General features: G+C 61.4%; 12 protein-coding genes. 3 read left to right on the forward strand and 9 right to left on the reverse strand.

What is annotated here, in order from left to right; genetic code table 11:
• Positions 1 to 116 precede the first annotated feature (116 nt).
• Genes HJW02_RS05950 through HJW02_RS05960 form a run of 3 tightly spaced genes read right to left on the reverse strand, consistent with a single transcriptional unit; the run spans position 117 to position 8,222 of the window.
• Positions 117 to 1,748, reverse strand: coding sequence for a hypothetical protein (locus HJW02_RS05950; RefSeq protein ID WP_102721919.1), 1,632 nt, complete (start codon positions 1,746 to 1,748; stop codon positions 117 to 119).
• Entirely contained in the window at positions 1,735 to 6,921 is a 5,187-nt protein-coding gene (locus HJW02_RS05955) for a hypothetical protein (RefSeq protein ID WP_102733165.1), read from the reverse strand. Before HJW02_RS05955 ends, HJW02_RS05950 begins: the two co-directional genes overlap by 14 nt.
• On the reverse strand, positions 6,918 to 8,222 hold the full coding sequence (locus tag HJW02_RS05960; RefSeq protein WP_146018205.1) for a hypothetical protein: 1,305 nt from the start codon (positions 8,220 to 8,222) through the stop codon (positions 6,918 to 6,920). Before HJW02_RS05960 ends, HJW02_RS05955 begins: the two co-directional genes overlap by 4 nt.
• A 115-nt stretch (positions 8,223 to 8,337) precedes the next feature.
• Here HJW02_RS05960 and truA point away from each other — a divergent pair, with 115 nt between their 5' ends.
• On the forward strand, positions 8,338 to 9,129 hold the full coding sequence (truA, locus tag HJW02_RS05965; RefSeq protein WP_102721922.1) for a tRNA pseudouridine(38-40) synthase TruA: 792 nt from the start codon (positions 8,338 to 8,340) through the stop codon (positions 9,127 to 9,129).
• A 21-nt stretch (positions 9,130 to 9,150) separates the two neighbouring features.
• Here the strand turns inward: truA and nadD are convergent, their stop codons facing one another.
• Positions 9,151 to 9,726 (reverse strand): nicotinate (nicotinamide) nucleotide adenylyltransferase, encoded by a 576-nt coding sequence (gene nadD / locus HJW02_RS05970; RefSeq protein WP_102721923.1) that lies wholly within the window; start codon positions 9,724 to 9,726, stop codon positions 9,151 to 9,153.
• A 21-nt stretch (positions 9,727 to 9,747) separates the two neighbouring features.
• Positions 9,748 to 10,425 carry a M23 family metallopeptidase gene (locus HJW02_RS05975; protein ID WP_022396555.1) on the reverse strand — a complete coding sequence of 226 codons (678 nt, stop codon included), beginning with the start codon at positions 10,423 to 10,425 and terminating at the stop codon, positions 9,748 to 9,750.
• Between the two features lie 190 nt (positions 10,426 to 10,615).
• On the opposite strand from HJW02_RS05975, the gene HJW02_RS05980 reads away from it, so the two are divergent.
• On the forward strand, positions 10,616 to 12,694 hold the full coding sequence (locus HJW02_RS05980) for an alpha-L-fucosidase (RefSeq protein WP_022396554.1): 2,079 nt from the start codon (positions 10,616 to 10,618) through the stop codon (positions 12,692 to 12,694).
• Positions 12,695 to 12,848: 154 nt separating this feature from the next.
• On the opposite strand, the gene HJW02_RS05985 is transcribed toward HJW02_RS05980, so the two are convergent.
• The 3 genes from HJW02_RS05985 to rph all read right to left on the reverse strand — a co-directional run bounded on the left by HJW02_RS05985 (position 12,849) and on the right by rph (position 15,800).
• Entirely contained in the window at positions 12,849 to 13,697 is an 849-nt protein-coding gene (locus tag HJW02_RS05985) for a PEP-CTERM sorting domain-containing protein (RefSeq protein WP_102721924.1), read from the reverse strand.
• A 349-nt stretch (positions 13,698 to 14,046) separates the two neighbouring features.
• Complete coding sequence (locus HJW02_RS05990; RefSeq protein WP_022396552.1) at positions 14,047 to 14,805, reverse strand: type II secretion system protein; 759 nt, start codon at positions 14,803 to 14,805, stop codon at positions 14,047 to 14,049.
• Between the two features lie 191 nt (positions 14,806 to 14,996).
• Positions 14,997 to 15,800 (reverse strand): ribonuclease PH, encoded by an 804-nt coding sequence (gene rph / locus HJW02_RS05995; RefSeq protein ID WP_022396551.1) that lies wholly within the window; start codon positions 15,798 to 15,800, stop codon positions 14,997 to 14,999.
• A gap of 68 nt (positions 15,801 to 15,868) precedes the next feature.
• Here rph and HJW02_RS06000 point away from each other — a divergent pair, with 68 nt between their 5' ends.
• Positions 15,869 to 17,248 (forward strand): nucleotide pyrophosphatase/phosphodiesterase family protein, encoded by a 1,380-nt coding sequence (locus HJW02_RS06000; RefSeq protein WP_240454349.1) that lies wholly within the window; start codon positions 15,869 to 15,871, stop codon positions 17,246 to 17,248.
• Positions 17,249 to 17,266: 18 nt separating this feature from the next.
• Here the strand turns inward: HJW02_RS06000 and HJW02_RS06005 are convergent, their stop codons facing one another.
• The gene (locus HJW02_RS06005) at positions 17,267 to 19,435 is read right to left on the reverse strand and encodes a family 20 glycosylhydrolase (protein ID WP_102721927.1); all 2,169 of its coding nucleotides are present in this window, start codon (positions 19,433 to 19,435) and stop codon (positions 17,267 to 17,269) included.
• Between the last annotated feature and the right edge of the window lie 24 nt (positions 19,436 to 19,459).

A 19,459-nucleotide genomic window follows, 5' to 3' on the forward strand; every position in this document is an offset into this window, starting at 1 on the left:
CTCGGGGAGTCGCATCACTGCGTTAGACAACGGAAAGCCGGAAAAAGGAACCGCTTTTTGACAAAACTGTCAACCATCAATCAAAAAAATCTCTTCCCGGCCCCGTTTTCCTTTCGTCACCACATCCGTGCGCGCCTGCCGCGGCCCCGGTCATTCCCGGGCCCGTGGAGCAGTCCATGGGACCACGCCTCCGCAAATGTGCGCGCGGCATCCGCCGTATGGGAATGTCCGTCATGCACGGGGCTCTCCACCACGGAACCGCCCGCACCCGGCGGCCTGGACCTGTACAATTCCAGATGTTCCACGCCGCCGGGCTCCTCCTCTCCGCGCACGCCGCGCACCCTTTCCTGGGTGCGGGCATGGAAGAAGCTGCGCTCCAGCAGTTCCCGCAGCGTATTGATGCCGCGCCAGACGTCCGTGGTCCTGGGAACGACGCGCACGTTCGCCAATCCCAGACGTGACATGTTCTCCACGTAGGAAATGCCGTGGGCATCCCTCCGCGCGGCGTCGTGGGGCAGCAGATGGGCCGTTACCGCCACGCCGTGCGCCTTCTCCCATTCCTTCATTTTTTCCACATAATGGGCCAGGGGCTGCTGGTTGGCGGCGTAATGGTCCAGCCAGTGGAAGCTGTCCCCCATCACCTGCACAAGCCAGATGGCCGTATGATCGCTCAACCCCAGGTCCCACGCCGTGAAGGTGGGGGCGTCCGGGTCCGCCGCAAACTCCGTCCCCACGCGCCCGCGTTCCCGCAGGGCCATGATGCGGCTGCCGTAAATGCTCCCCTCCTCCCCGGTGGAGAAAGCTTCCTGCGGCGTTCCCGGGTACTCCTGCTTCATGGCCGCTCCCATCACGCGGGCCATCCTGGCGTACCACCTTTTCTGGCCCGCATCCAGCGCCACCCCGGTTTCCCGTTCCAGGGAAAGGAAGTACTCGTCCAGTTCCCGGCTCCATCTGCCGCGCCCCGGCAACGTGTACTCCTCCTGGTCAAACCAGCTAAAGAAGAAGAACCGGAAATCCAGGGGAGAAAGCTCGCTCTTGCCCATGTTCTCCATGGCCTGGCGCGTCAGTTCGTAATTCACGCCGTACCGGCCGCCCTCATGGGTGCTCTCCTTCAGGATAAAGCCGCCGGGGGGCACCGTATTGATCGCCCCCGTGCGGATTTCCCTGGCACGCCACGGGGCGTGCACGGAAACATGCGCCAGCTCGGAAACGTGCAGGAACTGCATGGTGCCCCCGCGCAGGTTCGTCCCCACGCGCACGTCGCTCCCGTTGGCGAAAGCCAGGCGGTTGCGCGCAGACGTGCAGGGCCGCCATTCCCCCTTCTTCTCCACGCCGGACAGGCTCTTGATTCTCTCTCCCAGCCGGGCCAGGGCCACATCCATCGCGGAAGGGTCGGGCGGCACGTAATCCAGATGGTCCCAGGCGAAACGCAGCTTGGCAAGCTTCTGCTGGGCGTCCGGCAGGCTCTTGTCAATAATGCCGCAATGGAAATTGGACCGGAACAGGCTCATGTCCAGCATCAGCATGGCCACATACGTGGAAATGCCCAGTTGGCGCGCCTTCAGGATGTCGTTCCTGTACCACAGCCGCTCATGCAGCCGCCGCTGCGCCCTGTTCAGGGAGAAGCGCTGGAGCTGCCCGGCCTTGTTTTCTATCCAGTACAGGTGCTCCAGCCTCCAGAGCTGGCTGGACAGGACAGACTGCCAAGGCTGGCTCCAGGATTCCGTCAGATGATTAGAAGTTTCCATGTTCCTCCACCAGTTCTTTCAGCAGGACTCCCTCCCTGGTCATTCCCTTCAGGGCCTCCGTCCCCTTGTCCAGGGGCAGGCGGTAGGCCAGGGGATCGTTCAGCACGTGGGAGACGAAGCGCAGAGCCTGAACCATCACGGGATCAAGCAGGTCAAGCTCCCCCCTTAGATAGCCTGAGCGTACCCCCAGCTCTTCATACAGCCTGACGACGTCTTCCATGAAGCACCCAACGGCCTGCTCCCTGTTCCACCACCAGCGTTCCTGCGCATCCGCATCCCCCAGCGTTTCCAGAATCCGGCCCAGGGACCGGGCGCGGCTCTCCCGAGCGGTTTCCGGAGAAGGCTCCTCTCCCGCGCCTGTGAAGCGCTCCAGCGGAATATAGGAATCCCGCTCGGACGCCGCAGGCAGACCCCAGCTGTCCAGGTAAACGCCGTTCCACGCATGCACCACATACGGAGCGCGCGCCTGCCGTACGGGGCTTTCCGGAATGCCCGGCATCAGGCGAACGGTATGCCCCGGGTCGTCCGGGTCACGGTAAATCACGCAGTTGGCGTACATCGCGCGCGCCTCCTCCGGATCAGGCAGGAAGGGGAGCATGCCCCCTCTCATTTCCTCCTGCCTGCGGTCCAGAACATCAATCAGGGAGGCGGCTTCATCCAGGGGAAGTTCCCGGCTCCAGGCCGTTGCCACCCCTTCGGGGGCCGTCCCGGAATCAATCCGGTAGGTTCTTCCTTGCCAGATGACGCCGGACTCCGCGGCTTCCGGCCGGGCTGCAAAATCCCGCCTCACCACGTCCAGCGTTTCCACCGCACGGATTACCTCCGGACGGCTGCGCCATGCGGCAGGGGCAGGAACGCCGCTCCTGACGGAAAAATCCTCCTCCATATACAGGGGGGCCTCCAGAACAGGTTCCGGCAGGAGTTCTCCCATGGCTTCCAGAGAAACATCCTTCGCGCGCAGGGTTCCCTTCCCGGCCTTGAACGGACGCTTCACCAAATGCAGGTACAGGCCGGGATGCTCCGGGTCCGGACGCCATGCATTCAACTGGGGAAACTCCTGAAGCGCCCGTGCCAGTTCCGTCATGCGGTGTTCCGCCAGCCGTTCCATCCTGCGGACGGACCCGCCCCCGTATCCGTCCAGCGCGGCCAGAGAACGCAGCAGGTCCTCCCTCACGTGGTCCGGCGCGGTGGACAGCAGCCTGCCGGTCATCAGGCTATGGGCGTACCTTTCCATCATGGGAAGGCGCACCTCCTCACCGCCTGCGTCCCAGGCGCGTTCAGCCCGTATCCGGTCATTCATTCCCACCGTTTCACGGAGCATGCCCATGAATTCGGCGGTTTCCGGCCCCTCCTTCAGCGTTTTCTTCAGCAGCCCGGCGCGGCGCACCAATTCCTCCAGAGGTTCCAGGGCCTTGTCCGGGCTTGCGGCCCCGTAGCGCGCCCAGGAAGCTACCGTCTCCGGCACGGCGTCATGGTCCAGATGGGCAAAAAAATACTCCTTGGAGAGCTGGGAAAGCTCTTCAATCAATTCCGTTTCTCCGGGAAGCGCCCTGCGGCGCGGCACGCGGCCCAGACGTTTCAGCATCTCCCACGCGTCCTCCGGGGAAAGCTGGTCCGTGCGCATCAGCCGGTCCCATACGACCTCCGCCTTGTCCTCAATCAAGGCCAGGGGATTCTCCGTATTATGGAGCCGCAGCCGGTGCATCACCAGTCCCTTGGCCGAGGGAACGGGCTGATTGTCCGCATCCACTCCCAGCCGCTGCACGTCCCCCACGTACTTGCCGTGGATATCCATGCGTTCCCGCAGGGCGTCATGGCTCATCAGCGTTTCAGCGGCCACGCGGCCCCTGCCCGTCACCTCCAGACGGTCCCCTGAACCCACGGCGCCCCGCACGCCGTAACCGGCCTTCAGCATATCCGCCACCGCCATGGCCGTCAGGCTGTCATACAGGCAGGAAAGCCTTTCCCCCTGCACGTTTTCCAGTCCTGCGGTCAGCCGCAGATAATTGGTATCCCATTCCGGATGCCCGCTGCGGGCGTGCCATTCCCAGCTCCGGATCAAATCCCTCTTGGCCGTGCAGGCGGGGGAAAACATCATGGAGACATTGGCCATCAGGTCCGCTCCCGCCGCCTCCTGCGAAGGATGCCAGGCCGACCACCTGCCATTGGGATATTTTACCCGCCACAGCCTTTCCCCGCCTCCGCTCCCACGCGAGGACTGGAACAGGCGCGGAGTCAGGCGGGAAAGATTTTCCACCGCCTTCTGCGTACCCGGATAAACGCGCGGAACCGCCCGCTCCGGACCGGCATGCAGCCGCGGCGCATCCAGCACGGTGGCATAACGGGCCACGTGTTCCGGTTCCACTTCCAGAAAACGGGACAGCAGCCGCCCGTAACTCTCCACCGGCGTGTAGCCGCGCCCTACATGCACGTCAAACTCCTTCATATTGGGAAGCACCTGGTACAAGCTGTTCACATCCGCCTGGGTTCCCCATACCATGCGGTTCATCTCCCGCAGCTCCGGGCTTACCCGGTGGCGTTCCCGGTCCCCCAGGGAAGCCATCATGCCGCTCATCCTGGACAGGGCGGCGGCCAGGCCGTCCGGGCCGGAAGCCCCGGCCAGCAAATCCGGAGCGTTCATCAGGGAGCTCCCTTCCTCCAGCCAGCGGCGCGCCCTGGCACAGGAACCCTCATCACGGCAAAACGACTCCCACAGGCGAAGGGCCACATGCCCGGACACCTCCTCATGGGAAGCGCCGTGCACCCGTTCCATCACTCCCTCGTAAACATTGGCGCGCGTCCGGCACTCCATTTCCACGGTGACGGCGTCCCAGTCCCTGCCGGAAAAACCGCTACGCCCCGCTTCCTCCGGATAAGCCAGCAACAACATCCTGTACGGGCGGTAGGCGCGCTTCTTCAGCCTGTCTTCCACAAACGCGCGGCGCAGGGCGTCCGCCTGCACGTCGTAATCCGCCGCATTCCTCAAACGCCACGGAATTTCCCTCCCGTTCCTGTTCCTGGCCAGCCCTAGGTCTTCCTCTTCCATACGGCACAGGGCTTCATACCAGGAGGAAAGGGCCTCTTCTACCGAACTCCGGCCCCGGGTTCTCTTCATCTCCATGCCGGGGGCCGGCTCCGCCTCATAAACGCGGCGGCCGTCCGCCGCGGCGGACTCTCCCACGCGGGGCAGCCCGGCCCGCAACAGCCACTTAGTCCTGGCCGCCGCATGGTCCGGATGGGGAAAAAGCTTTTTCAACACCGCTTCCGACTCCGGAAAATCCCTCATCTTCCAGGGCTTCGTGCGCACGGGAGAAGGCAGTTCCAGAAAATCCCTCACGTCCTGTTCCGTCCTTAAAAAAGGCTCCCCGGCTTCATCCAGCGCGCGGGACCATTCCAGCGCCTTTCTGGAAATGTACAGGGATCCCCACAGGGGAGAATCACGCAGGGACTTCTGCAGCAGCTCCCCGGCACGGCGCATGTCCTTCTCCCGCAGGATGCGGGTTACCGCTTCATCCGGAATGCCAAACACCTTCAGAGGTTCTCCGTCCCCCAGCAAGGTTCCGGCATGGCGGAAATGGTGCAGGGAAGCCTTTCCCGCGCCGATCAGCAGGAACGGCATCATCATAGCCGCCTCCCTCAACTGGTCGTCCACGGACATCTGCCGCTCCTTCCATCCCTCCCAGTCCACGCCGGACACCCTGTCCGTCAGCGCGCCCACGCCTTCCTGGGCCACCATGGGCGTCAGCTCCATCAGCTTGTTCTCCGCCGCCATCTTCACGGCATCCGCCGCCATGGCTCCCGTTCCGGAAAGAACCGCTCCCACATTCCCGGAAGCGGACCTCATGGCCCGGAACGCGCGCATCCCCTGCCCCAGCATCCGCTGGCCCAGCTTCGTCATCCCGAAGGAAAGCAGGGTGTTCATCCCCCCGGACACGACCGCGCCACCCATCTGGGCATCAAACACGCCGTCCGGATTCATGCGCCGGGCATCCGCCATGTGGCGGCCCGTCTCCCCGGCCATCAGCAGTCCCAGCCCGGCCGGGCCGCTGAACGCCAGCGCCGTGGATGCGCCCTGCTGGGCCATGTCCACCAGCATCTCCCGGAACCAGGGGGCATCCTTTCCTCCGCGCAGGGGAGCAAACTCCATCCTGGCAAAATTCCGCAGTTCCTCAAAACTCCGGGAATACCTGTCCAACGCCTCCTTCTCCCGGCCTTCCGGGAGGGCCCAGGCCGCACCGTTCACGGCCAGATGAGCCACATTTTCCGCTGCTTCCGCTGCTCCGCGTTTCAGCGCGCCCCCCAGGGCATCCCGGAAAGCGGGCCGGGAACGCAGGTAGGGGGCCATCATGCGGAACACCTTCCGCCGGTCCCCGTCCTCCAGGGACGCCAGGCAATCCACGGCGCGAATGACGTCCGGAACTCCGGCAACCGCCTTCCGGTTCACCTGCACAGCGGAAAAACTTTCCGGCGCCGGGGCCTCACTGGCTACCAGCCCTTCCAGCCCCCTGCGGATAATTCCGGCGGCGTCCGCCAGACGGTTCCTGTCATCCAGGGCGTCGGACACGGCCCTGCTCTTCAACTGGTCCGCCACGGCCTGCATCTCCTCCGGCCACGCGGAAACAGCCTCTTTCCTCCGTTCGTCCGGAGCCGTTCCACTCCCGGCCAGCGTGCGGTCATACTCCTCCTGGTACAATTCAAACAAGGTCTCCCGCTGGGAAAGGCGCACCTGGTTGTGCATGGAGACGGCCACAAACAATTCGTCATCAGATTTGCCGGACGCTCCATACTGCCGCGCCACCTCTTCCCGGATACTCTTCCAGTCCCTCCGGATGCGTTCGCGGGGGATTTCCCCCAAATCCGCCACCCATGACTGCATCACGCACGCGGCAATCCTTTCCCGGTCAGCCGTTCCCGCCGGATACATCGCTTCCGCCTTCTGCCTGACCTCCCGGGGAATGGTCATCACATCTCCCGTCAGCACGCTGTTCCAGTACTCTTCCTTCGCCGCCGCCACCTGTTCCGGGAATTCTCCCGCGCCGGAAGGGACTGCGGATACCGCGTTCTCCTCCTGCAACCGGTTTTCCTCCATCGTTGCGGAGGCCTTTTCCGGCACGCCTTCTTCTACTAAAAATGTCCCGTCCTGTTCCTGGTTCCTCTCATCTTCCATCATCACTTGCCTTCCTTTCCGTTATTCATATTCATATCCATAAAACCTACCCAGCCTGCATCCTGGAGGCGGTTTTCCTTCTCAAAAACTTTCTCCATCTCCTCCGCCGGCTGTTCCGGAGACCTCTGCACGGCCTCCGCCAACTCCATCTGGACGCGTTTCCATTCCTCCACCGCACGGGCGTCCTCCGGCGGTCCCCAGGCTCCGTTCCGGAACATGGAGGACAGGCGGCGGGAAGCCGCGCGGCGCAGCTCCAGGGGAACATTCATCATCACCTCCCGCCGCCGGAGGAGTCTTTCCACCTGCGCCGCAGGCAGGCCGGAAGTAGCCACTTCAATCATGGCGTCCGCATCCCCCTCTCCTCCGCAATCCTCATCAATCAGGGAGGCCATGCGGCACAGCAGCATGTCGTCTCCCGGAATGCTGACGCCGGAAAACTCCGCCGCCTGCCTCCGGTCCCTGGAAGCCGTATAACGCCTCAACTGCTCAGAACTGATCAAGCCGTGCTTCTCCGCATTCGCCAGCCCGTCATCCCGCAGCAGGCCGCCGCCGGATACGGTAGCCGCCACAGCATCCGCATAACGCCGCTTCAGCTCTCCATATGCCGCAGAAGCCTCTTGCGCCACTCTTCTTTCCTCTGGGGTCTGAGGCATTTCCCGCTCCCGGGAAACGAGGCGCACTGCCGCGGCCGGATCACGGCGAACCTCCTCCACCGCCCGGTTCAGCGCCACACGGGCACGAGCTTCCTCCGCCATGCGGGAGGCTTCATCTCCGGTCACAAACACGCCGCGGCCTTCTTCAATCCTGCGTTCGGCCAGGGAATCCTCCCCCTGCTCTACGGCGGACTCCACCCCTCCGGCCCAGGACCGCCGAGCCTCCTCCAACTGGCCCAGCCGGGACATCTTCTGCAAATAAATGCTTCCGGCAGTCTCCAGGTTCTCCCTCGCCAGCTCCACGCGCTCCCTCACCGGGGCGGACATCCGGCCCGGCAGGTAGGCGGGAAGCCGTTCCGCCAAAGCCTTCTTCCACTTCTCCTGAAGGCGGTCCGGCTCCCCGCCGGCCTCCAGCTCCCGCATCACGTCCTGTTCAAAGCGGTACAGGCCGTCGCGGGCCTGCGCCCACTGCCCGGCATCCCTCACCTCCTGCATCTCCTTCAGCGCGGCACCCGCCGTTCCTGCCAAATCCATCGCGCCCGCAGCCAAGTTCCGCACTCCGGCGGCCTGCGCTTCAAACGCGTTCAACGGAATCACGCCGGACAAATCCGGAGCCACATGCAGCATTCCAAAATCCTGTATTCGTATAGCCATCTTTTTATGGCCTCCAAGCTAGGGAGCGGACGGAACGCACGGCATCCATTCCAAACCGTCACCGCACGGTACTTGCCGCTTGCCAAAACCGGACCGTTCCAACACAATCGGCCCCATGCCCCGCATCCGTTTCACCACCGCGTACGATGGACGCCCCTACCTGGGCTGGCAAAGCCAGCCGGGGGGCCGCACCGTACAGGACGCCCTGGAACGCGCCTTTTCCGCCCTCTTCGGCTCCGCCGTCCGCATCCACGGCTCCGGCAGGACGGATGCCGGCGTGCATGCGCTGGGCCAGGTCTTCCATGTGGATGCGCCGGACACCCACCGCATTCCTGCGGACAAATGGCCCACCGCCCTCAATACCCGCCTGCCCCGGACCATACGGATCACCCAGGCGGAATACGTTCCCCCAGGCTTTCACGCCCGGTTCAGCGCGGCGGGAAAAACCTACCGCTACTGCATCTCCCGTGCGCCTGTCCTCAGCCCTTTTGACGCCGGGCTGGCCTGGCACCGTCCACTGGCCTGGAGCACGGACATTCTGGAGCAAGCCGTCCGGCTCTTTCTGGGAACGCATGACTTTACGGCCTTTGCGGCCCTGCGCGGCAATGAACCGCGCCCCATCCCGGCGGACTACTTCCTCCGCACCATCACGCAGGCGCAGGTGGTGCAGGAGGGGGAACATGTCTTCATCACCCTCACCGGAACGGGCTTTCTCTATAAAATGGTGCGCCTCATGGCAGGAGCCGCTCATGAAGCCGCGCGGGGAAAAATCACGCTGGACGAACTGGCGCGCCTCATTAACTACCCACGCCCGGATGATAAAAGCCCGTTCTGCGCCCCGCCGGACGGGCTCACGCTGATGCAGGTCCACTACGCGGAGGAAGCCCCCGGAAACAAGCAGGAATGAGGCAAAACAGGCTGCTCCCCCCTAGCTGCGCGCCGCGCCGTACAGGCCTTCCCGCCTGATCAGGCTCTCCACCTCCGGATTCAAATGAGGCACGGGGCATACGCCCGTACGCAGATCATGCCGCACACGGGTGGAAGAAGCGGGCTCATCCCCCTCAATGAAAACGGCGCGCACCCCTTCCCTGGGCGCCGGTTCACCGCCGCGGTGGTACACGATGAACGTCACCAGCCCGGCCAGGTGCTCCCAGCGGCCCCACTGTTCCAGGGAATCCCACTGGTCCTTGCCCATCAGCCAGAACAGCTCCGCGCCGGGATAACGGTCCGCTGCGCACTCCGCCACTCTCCAAGACCACGAAGGCGGCGGAAGATTCAAATCCGTCCGGTCAAGCACGGCCCAATCCAGTCCCCGAAGCGCCAGATCAATCATCCGGCAACGCTGGTCATCCGTCACGGCGGGGGCCTGCTCCTTCAGCGGAGACAGGGAGCACGGCATGAACAGAACGCGGTTCAGACCGCAATAGTCACGGGCATGGGCGGCCACGCGAACGTGCCCTTCATGCACGGGATCAAACGAACCGCCGAAAATGCACAGCTTCACCGTCCGTCATCCGTCAAAAAATCAAAGTCCTTCCGTGCCCTTGTAAGGCAGGAACCCGCCGATGGGCACGCGCACCATCCTCTTTTCCAGAGGCAGGCGGCGGAAGCGGGTGATGAAATCCGTCAGGCGGCCGTAATTGCGCTCCGTCTTGGGAATACCCTGCTGGCCGCAATTCACGTCCGGATTGTAATGCAGTTCAATATGAAGGTGGGCCGGATACATGCCGCGGTTCGTGCCGATGGTGCCTACCTGCGTGCCGCGCAGCACCAGCTGGCCCAGCACGACGTTAATATCATTCAAATGGGCGTAAAGCGTCTGGCAGCAAAGAACCTTTCCGGACTTGGGCTCGCGGAAGGCATGGCGGACAATCACCACCTTTCCCCACGCGCCGCGGGCGTCCGCCGCGTAAGTCACCACGCCGTGGCCCACGGAATAAACGGGATCGCCCAGATCGGAATTGCCCCCGCTGTTGCCGTTCCAGTCCTCGCCCATGTGGCGGGGGCTTTTCACGCGCAGGCCGCGGGACCGGTAATAGCCGTTGCCGTCAGGCTTGCCTACCGGAAAATCAAAACCGTCGCAAAGAGGGACGAGCGCGAACTTGCTGTCCCGCCGGGCCATGTAAACGGGAGCGCTCTCGCTGATAAACGCGGAACCGGTCAGAAGAACCAGCGCCAGCAGTAAAAAACGGAAATAGGACATGGGAACAAAAGTCCTCTGTATGCTAAACGGACCCCGGTCCCGTATCAAGCGGAATTCCCCGCATGTCGAAGTTAGAGCCTGCTAACCCTCTTCGTTCCCCTTCCACCCTCCCTTTCAACTTGACAGCCAAGCCCCCGTATGAAAGAAGGGTGGAACATTCCCCGTATTTTTTAACACACGTTTTTTCTGCATGAACAAGCTTGCCTCCCTCTTCCTCGGAACGGTTCTCTCTTCTTCAATGCTGCCCGGCTGGGCCGCAGACCCTCCCAAGCCCTACGGGGCGGTGCCAACCCCCTCCCAGGTCAACTGGCAGCGCATGGAATTCTACGGCTTCATCCACTTTGGCCTGAATACCTTCACGGGCAGGGAATGGGGCTATGGCGACGAAAATCCGAAAATCTTCAACCCTACGGACTTCAATGCCTCCGACATCGTTTCCACCTTCAAGAAGGGCGGCATGAAAGGAATGATCTATACGGCCAAGCACCACGACGGCTTCTGCGCGTGGCCCACCAAGTCCACGGACCACAACATCACCAAAAGCCCGTGGAAAAACGGCAAGGGAGACGTGGTCAAGGAATTCGCCCTGGCCTGCAAAAAGCACGGCATTAAATTCGGCACCTACCTCAGTCCCTGGGACCGCAACAATGCGGACTACGGCAAGGAAGGCTATCTGGACGTTTACTACAAGCAAATCCGCGAACTGCTGACCAACTACGGCCCCGTCTTTGAAATCTGGTTTGACGGCGCCAACGGGGGGGACGGCTACTACGGAGGGGCCAAGGAAAAGCGCAACATCGGCGACGCGGAAAAGTACTACAACTTTGAAAAAATCGTGGAGATGATCCGCAAAATCCAGCCCAACTGCATCATCTGGGGCGCGGGCCACTACGGAGACGCCCGCTGGGGCGGCTCTGAAAAGGGCCACGTCAACTACCCCCATTGGAGCACCGTGGGGCTGAACGGCGGAGGCGGAGGAACCGGCAAGCGCGGCGGAGAACGCTGGGTGCCGGCGGAAGGGGACACCACCATCAACCATTCCGGCTGGTTCTGGCACCAGGGGCAGGCTTCCCGCGTCAAATCCCCGGAAGAACTCATGCAGGTATGGTTTGACTCCGTGGGACGCGGAGCCAACCTCATCCTCAACGTGGCGGCGGACAAAACCGGCAAACTGGACCCTGCGGACGTTAAATCCCTGATGGAATTCAAGGAACTGCGCGACAAGCTGTATGCCAGGGACTATGCTCTGGGCGCCACCGTCACGGCCAGCCAGACGCGCGGCAATGACAAAAAATTCGCCCCCTCCAACATGACGGACGGCAACATGGAAACCTACTGGGCCGTGGAGGACGACAACCTGACGCCCACCGCCTTCATTACGCTGCCCAAACCCGCCACCTTCGACGTCATCCGGCTGCGCGAACAGATCCGCCTGGGCCAGCGTGTGGACTCCTTCAACATTGACGCCTTCATCAACGGCAAATGGGTCTGCATCGACAATGAAGGAAAGACCATCGGCAACCAGGTCATGCGGCGTTTGAACCGCCCCATCACCGCCCAGAAGCTGCGCCTGCGCATCACGGGCAGCCAGGCCACGCCCTGCATCTCTGAATTCTCCCTCTTCCGCCAGCCTGCAGGCGCCGTGCGGCCCTCCATCTTCCGCCGCGGAGACAACCTCATTATCCTTGCGGACGGCAAGAACAAAATCCTATACACGACGGACGGCAGCGAACCCAAGGAAGGCTCCCCCGTCTATAGCCAGGGTGCCAAATTTGCGGAAAGCGGCACAGTCAAGGCCCGCTGCCAATTCTCCAACGGCAAGCTGGGTCCCGTCAGCCAGGCCAAATTCGGCATCAGCAAAACCGGGTGGAAGGTGAAAAACGCCACTTCCGGAAACGCTGCGGCGGCCATTGACGACAATCCGGAAACCTCCTGGTTCGCCAAGGCTGAGGCGCCCCAATCCTTTGTGGTGGATATGGGCAAACCCTACCAGGTCTCCAGCTTCTCCTACCTGCCCAGGCAGGATGGAAAAACCTCCGGAATGACGGACAAATACCAGTTTGAAGTGAGCCCGGACGGAAAAACCTGGACGAAGGCGGCGGAAGGGGAATTCTCCAACCTCCGCGCCAATCCCATCGAGCAATCCGTCAACCTCAAGAACGTCAAGGAACCCGTACGCTACTTCCGCTTCACCGGCACGAACTCGCTGGACGGCAACAGCGCTTCTGCTGCGGAAATCAACGTCTTCGGCACGCCCGCAGGCAAATAAAATCCATTCACTTAGCTGCATGAAGGCGTTCCGGCTTTTTCAGGCCGGAACGCCTTTCTCATGACACGGCCTGTTTGCAAACCATGTTCCGGCGTGGAAAAGAAAAACCATTCCTTCCCGGCTGGAAAACCGGAATGGAGAACGGGACCGGAGTTCAACTCCGCTTGCGCCGCATCAGCAGGCAGGCGATGCCGAACATGCCCAGCATGGCGGAAGACGGTTCCGGAACGGCCTCCGCCTCCAGAGACGCCGGCAAACGCAGCGTCTTGGGATCGGGAGAAGACGTCGGCACCGTATTTTCAGTAAGCAGGGAATCCAGAGAAAGCTCTTCCTTCCCGGAATCAGCCACAGCCTCATCTCCGGCCGCCTCTGTCCCTCCGTCGGGCTTCCTGTCCGGAGAAACAGGCGTCTCCTTGTCGTCTGACGGCTTGGAGCTGGCCTCATTATCCGGAAGACTTGGTTTAAGCTGGTTGGCGGCAAACCCGTTTCCCCTGCCGGGAGGCCCTCCGTAAAATCCTCCGCCGCCGCCATGGGAAACCATCGCGCCGGACAAGGGGCCGTACACGGCCTCCCGCACCAGGACTTCCTCACAATGGGGCATATAGGATCTTCCATAGGAAAACATGGCTACCACTTCCCGTTCCAGCTTCCAGGATACGTCTTCATCCAGCTCTTCCCGGGCCTTTACCTGCACGGGAAGAGCCATCCCAAGGGCCTGGAGCTGGTTTCTCTCCAACACGGAAAAAGCCTGCACTACATTCCCGCGGGAGGAAACAAAACGGTACACGGTATAATAACCGGAAGGAAAAGAGGGGGAGGAAATAGTCAGGGCTCCGCCTTCATTGATCTCCTTGACCATAGCGGGAGACAAGGACATGACGCCCTTCATTTGAACCACCTTCTCCTCACCAGGGGCGGCGGCTCCGGAGGGTGAACCGGAAGGCAGGGCGGCGCATGCCAGTGGCGCCGCTAAGGATAACAGGGCAATCACAATCTTGGTCATGATAAGTGTATTGAAACCATGACCACTCCGTAGCGCACAACGGATGACCCATAAATGACAATAGCTCACGGGCCGCGCCTTTCCGCTGCCCCATCATGCGGCTATCCGGCGGCAGATATAAAAAATAGCTAATCAAATGCAATCCAAACAACCATGGGGAAATCCAACAACGTTTTTTACTCCTTGTTCCCGGACCAACCGTGGCCGCTGCCTCTTTTTACCGGGCCGGCCATTTCTGTCATACGGTGTGGACCGGCGGTTCGGAATGCTCCAGATTCCAGTGAAGGGGCATGAAAAAGGACGCATCCCTAAGGATGCGCCCTGTGCAAATCATGCTAACGGAAAAAACTTATTCCTGGCCGCTGAAATCAGGCGTGAGAATCAGGAACTGGTCACTGACATCCTTGCCCCTTCTCTTGGGAATGAAGGTGTCCTGAAGGTTGTCGTTGTCATCCAGTTCCAGAGTCTTGGCGCTCTGGGCGGTCGTGAAAATCAGAACCTTGCCGCGGAAGCTTTCCGGGTCAAAGCGGACGGCGTTGCCAGCCACGACGGTGCTGCCGTCTTCACCGGGGAGCACGGAAGTAACCATCAGGGGATATTCACCCACGGAGCTGCCAATGCCTACCTTCTTGTTATTGTCACCCTTGCGCATGACGTAGGAGAAGCCCACTTCACCGGGGGTCAGGGCCTTGCCGTCATAGATTTCACCGTCGGGAGTAACGGTGGAACCGCCGGAAGGAGTCTGCACTTTGGCGTAGAAGTTGCTTTCGGAAACGGACTCATTGCCCAGAAGCTGGCGGAAGTAGTCATTGGAGGTATCCCCCTGGAGCGCGCCCAGGCCGCTCATGTAATTGTGCTGCGCCACCACGCGGTCCGCGGTGATGTCATCGGGGAAGTTGCCCAGCTTGCTGTTGGACTTGAACTCGTTCATCGCCACACCCACGTTCTTCATGTTGGTCAGGGCCTGCATCTGGTCGCCCTTGTTGATCTGGTTCAGAATCGGACCGTACGCCACGGAAGCCAGCAGGGCGATAATGGCAATAACAACCAAAAGTTCGATCAGGGTGAACCCCCTGCGTAACTGGCGTGTTGCAAAAGATACTTTCATTGTTGGATATGATGGAATGTTTACAGTTTAAGAAAACCGTACGTGGTTATCTATGTTCGTCTCTACTATTAACGTGATTTCCCAGTCAGGACAAGCATATTCTCATAAAAATGTTGGGCCTGGAAGGGCGCCGGGATTCCTCCGGCCCCCCCGTTTGCGGGGAGCCGGAACAATCCCGCGCCATGGGAAATTCATGCCTGCCTGCCGCTGCCGAAAAAGGCGCTCAGCCCTTCCAGCGCGTCGGCGTCCGGCTTGTCCGCATCGGCGATCACCTGGCGCTGAAGCCCGGCAATCTCTTCCAGGCCCTTGCGGCCCAGTTCCAGCATCCGGCTCATCTGGTCCGCCGTAAATACGGCCTCCTCCCCGGAGCCCTGCACTTCCACAAACTCACCGCGGTCCGTCATCACCAGGTTCATATCCACCTCCGCATCCTTGTCCTCCACATAGCAAAGGTCCAGCAGGGCTTCCCCGCCCAGCATCCCCACGGAAACGGCGGAAACCAGCCTCTTCATGGGAGACTCCGCCAGCTTGCCTTGCGCCACCAGCTTGTTCACGGCAATGGCCAGAGCCACGGAAGCCCCGGTGATGGAAGCGGTCCGGGTGCCCCCGTCCGCCTGCAAAACATCGCAGTCCACCCAGATCGTGCGCTGCCCGATCTTGCCCAGGTCCACGGCAGCCCTCAGGGAGCGGCCTATCAGGCGCTGGATTTCGCTGGAACGTCCGTCCAGCTTCCCTGCCGTAATATCGCGCCGCTTGCGGTCAAGCGTGGAATAGGGGAGCATGGAATACTCCGCCGTCAGCCAGCCGCCCTCCACACGCTGAACCTTCATCCAGCGGGGGACATCCTCCTCAATCGTAACGGCGCAAATCACCTTGGTGCGGCCGAAGGCCACCAGCACGGAGGCCGTGGCATTCGGGGCAATCCCCGTTTCAAAGCTGATCGGGCGCAACTGGTCCACAAGTCGTTTATCCTGACGTTCCATGCGGGGAATCATGACGGATGCCGCCATTTTTTTCAAATGGAAAGATGGAATTCCCGCATCAAACCGCTAATATCCCTTCCATGAAACTCCCTCGCACCCGTGTGGCCGTCATTGACGTGGTGGCCCTTTCCCGCCAGATGATGGAACACATGCCGCGACTCTCCGCCTGGGCGGAGGGGAGGCGCGTTTCCTCCTTCCCCCCTGCCTTTCCGGCCCTCACCTGCTCCGCGCAGAGTACTTATGTGACGGGGCTTTCCTCGCGGGAGCACGCCATCCCCGGCAACGGATGGTACAACCGGAACATGAGTGAAATCCAGTTCTGGAAGCAATCCAACAAACTGGTGCAGGGACCGCGCCTCTGGGAAAAGCTGCGGGAACGGTACGGACCCGGCTTCACCTGTGCCAAGCTCTTCTGGTGGTACAACATGTACTCCACGGCGGACTGGACCATCACGCCGCGCCCCATGTACCCGGCGGACGGCCGCAAGGTCTTCGACATCTACACCCAGCCCATGGAACTCCGGGAGACCATTAAAAAAGACCTGGGGGAATTCCCCTTCCCCACCTTCTGGGGCCCCATGGCCGGCATCCAGTCCTCCCGATGGATAGCGGACTCCGCCCGGTGGGTGGAACGGAAACACCGCCCTGCCCTCAACCTCATCTACCTGCCCTACCTGGACTATGACCTTCAGAAATTCGGCCCTTCCTCAATGCAGGCGGCCCGGGCGGCGGAAGCCATGGACGGTTTGCTCTGCGACCTGGTCGACTTTCTGGAACAGGAAGGCGTCACCCCCGTTATCCTCAGTGAATACGGCATTTCCGACGTCTCCCGCAGCATTGCCCTCAACCGCCTCTTCCGTGAACGGGGCTGGATCACCGTCAAACCGGAAATGGGTACGGAAATGCTGGACTGCGGCGCCTCCCGGGCCTTTGCTGTGGCGGACCACCAGACAGCCCATATTTACATCAACGACCCTTCCGTGAAGGAAGAGGTGAAAACGCTGCTCGCCGCCACCCCCGGAGTGGAGGAAACTAGGGAAACGGACTTCTCCGGCCTGAATCCTGCGGCGCAGGAACGCCTGCCGGACTTCACTGCCGTCGCGGCCCCGGATGCGTGGTTCACCTACTACTACTGGCTGGACGACGCCAGGGCCCCAGACTTCGCCCGCTGCGTAGACATCCATCGCAAGCCCGGCTACGATCCGGCGGAAATGTTCTTTGACCCGGCCCTCTCCTTCCCCATGTTCCACGCCGCCGCCTTCCTGCTGAAAAAAAAGCTGGGCTTCCGCGCACTGATGAAAGTCATTCCCCTCAACGGAGACCAGGTGAAAGGCTCCCATGGCAGGGACCGGATACCCGCAAACCAGCAACCCGTATTCATCGGCCCGGCATCCCTGCCGGAAATCCGTTCCGCGCAGGACGTGCATGAGGCCATCCTCTCCGCCTTTGAAAAAGAGTGACGGCAGGAAGCCTGCCTGTCAGCGGGCGTCCGGGCGGGGATCATATTCCAGGCCCGGAACCTCCCGGTAATGGACACCATCCCACAGGACGGGAATACAGCAGAAAAACCAGCTTCTCTGCCCGTTGTCCCCCTTCCAGTGGCCGAACACGCTGCGTATCAGTACGCGGTTCAATCCCTTGCGGAGCTTCACCTTCACGGGGGGACGGAAGAAATACCCCTCCCAGGTCAGGGGGGCTTCTTCAATGCGGCCTTTCCCCCAATCCGTCCAGGGCAGGCTCTTGAACGGCCACCTGGGCGGATTCACGCGCTTTCCGTTCAGCCACACGTCCCCGCCGGAAAAATCCCAGCTCCCCTGCTCCGGAGCACGGGCACTGCGGTACCCGCCTGAATGCCCCCACATGCCGTTCAGGCCAACCATCAGCCACACTTCCTGATCCTTCGGGCTGCGGATGAAAGTCAGCGCATAGCAGGTTCCGCTGCCCTTTCCCACGTCCCCCGACATCAGCGTGGGCCAGTGGTCCAGCCGGTACTGGTTCCGGTGCATATTGAACATCGCAAAAAGGTGCCTGATATGCACGGCTCCACCGTAAACGGGCGTCTTCTTCCACTCCAGCGTCCTGTCCCCGTCCCGGTAGGAAGGCGCAATCTTCCGCTCCGGTTCAAAGGACGTGTCATTCTTACCCCGGTGGTCGAATGGCCCTATCAGGCTCCAGGCTATATCCGCCTGCTTCACGTACGCAAAGGGAACGTCCCGGAAAAACCGGTCACGGTGGGAAGCCAGCCGTTGTTCAAACTCCCGGAACTCCGCCCATCCGGCTGTTCCCCTGGGAGGGAGCTGCGCCATGTAATCCTTCCGCTTGGTGGCGCTCCCGCGCCAGACGCGCTCCGCAAACGTCAGTACGCAGGGGTAAAGGGGATACTGTTCCAGCACCCTCTTCTCACTGCTCAGGTTCCCGTCGCACCACACGGGCATGATGGCTCCCAACGCCTTCTCATCCCCCTGCGGCACCTCGCAGGGCTGCTGGAAAAACACCTGGTATACGCCGGACTGGGAATCAGCCCAGTCAATGTAAAAGCCATTGCTGTCAATGCGCTTCATTCCCTTGTCCATCCGGGCTCCGGCCTCGCTCTCGCCCCAGCACATCAGCACGGAATCCTTATCGTGCGGGCCGCCCGGCGACCACACGATCACCTCCTTGCCCTTCCCGCGGATATACTCCGCCATGCGCGGAATAAAATCCTTCATCGTAATGTGCACCTCGTCGGACCCCATGTGAAAAAACCTTCCTGGAAACAGGGCAACGGTCTCGTCCACGACATCCTTCAATATGGAAACGCCCTTCTCCGTCTGCATGCCGATCTTCATGGCCTTGGCGAACGGCTGGCTGTGCCCCGGCATGTCGATCTCCGGAATCACCTGGATATTCAGCCGGGCGCAATAATCCGTCAGGTCCTTCAACTGTTCCTGCGTATAAAATTTGCCCGGCAACCGTGACTTCCAGTGAAAAGCGCGGTCTGTCAAAGCCGGATACTTCTTCACCTCCAGCCTCCACGCGGGATCATCCGTCAAATGCAGATGCAGCGTATTGATCTTGTAGCGGGAAACCCGGCGCATCAGCTCCTTGATAAACGCGGGAGACATGTAATAGCGCCCCACGTCCAGCATCATACCCCGCAGGGCGAAGGCGGGTTCGTCACTGATCTGCACGGACGGCATGAAAAAACCTTCCTTCTCTTTGGAAACCAGCTGCCGCAGCGTTTGCAGGGCATTGAAAAAACCGCCAAAGCCCCCTGCCCTGACAGTTGTCTTTTCCGGCGTGACGGACAGGACATACGCTTCTCCCTCAATTCCGGCGTCCAGGCTTAACTCCCATGTCAGGGAACCTTCCTCAAAAACATCCTTGCTCACGGCAGCCGGAATGCCGGACATCCTGAATACATCCTTCATTTCCCTCACCAGGTCATCTCTGCGGGGAACATCCCGGCCCAAATGTACATGAACGCTTTTAAAACGCGCCCCGCCCTTACCCCAGACTACTTTGGAAGGATAGGGAATCAGCGCAGGGGAGGAAAACTCCGGCACAGGCGCAGTTACCACCTCCCCTGCCAGCAGCTCCCACGGGAAACAAACCAGCAGGGCAATAAAAAACCGTACAGGAATGCTGAAAACTCTGGACAAAAACATTCCTTATTTACGCCCTCCCGTCTC

The organism is Akkermansia sp. GGCC_0220, assembly GCF_017566105.1.
GTDB lineage: Bacteria > Verrucomicrobiota > Verrucomicrobiia > Verrucomicrobiales > Akkermansiaceae > Akkermansia > Akkermansia massiliensis.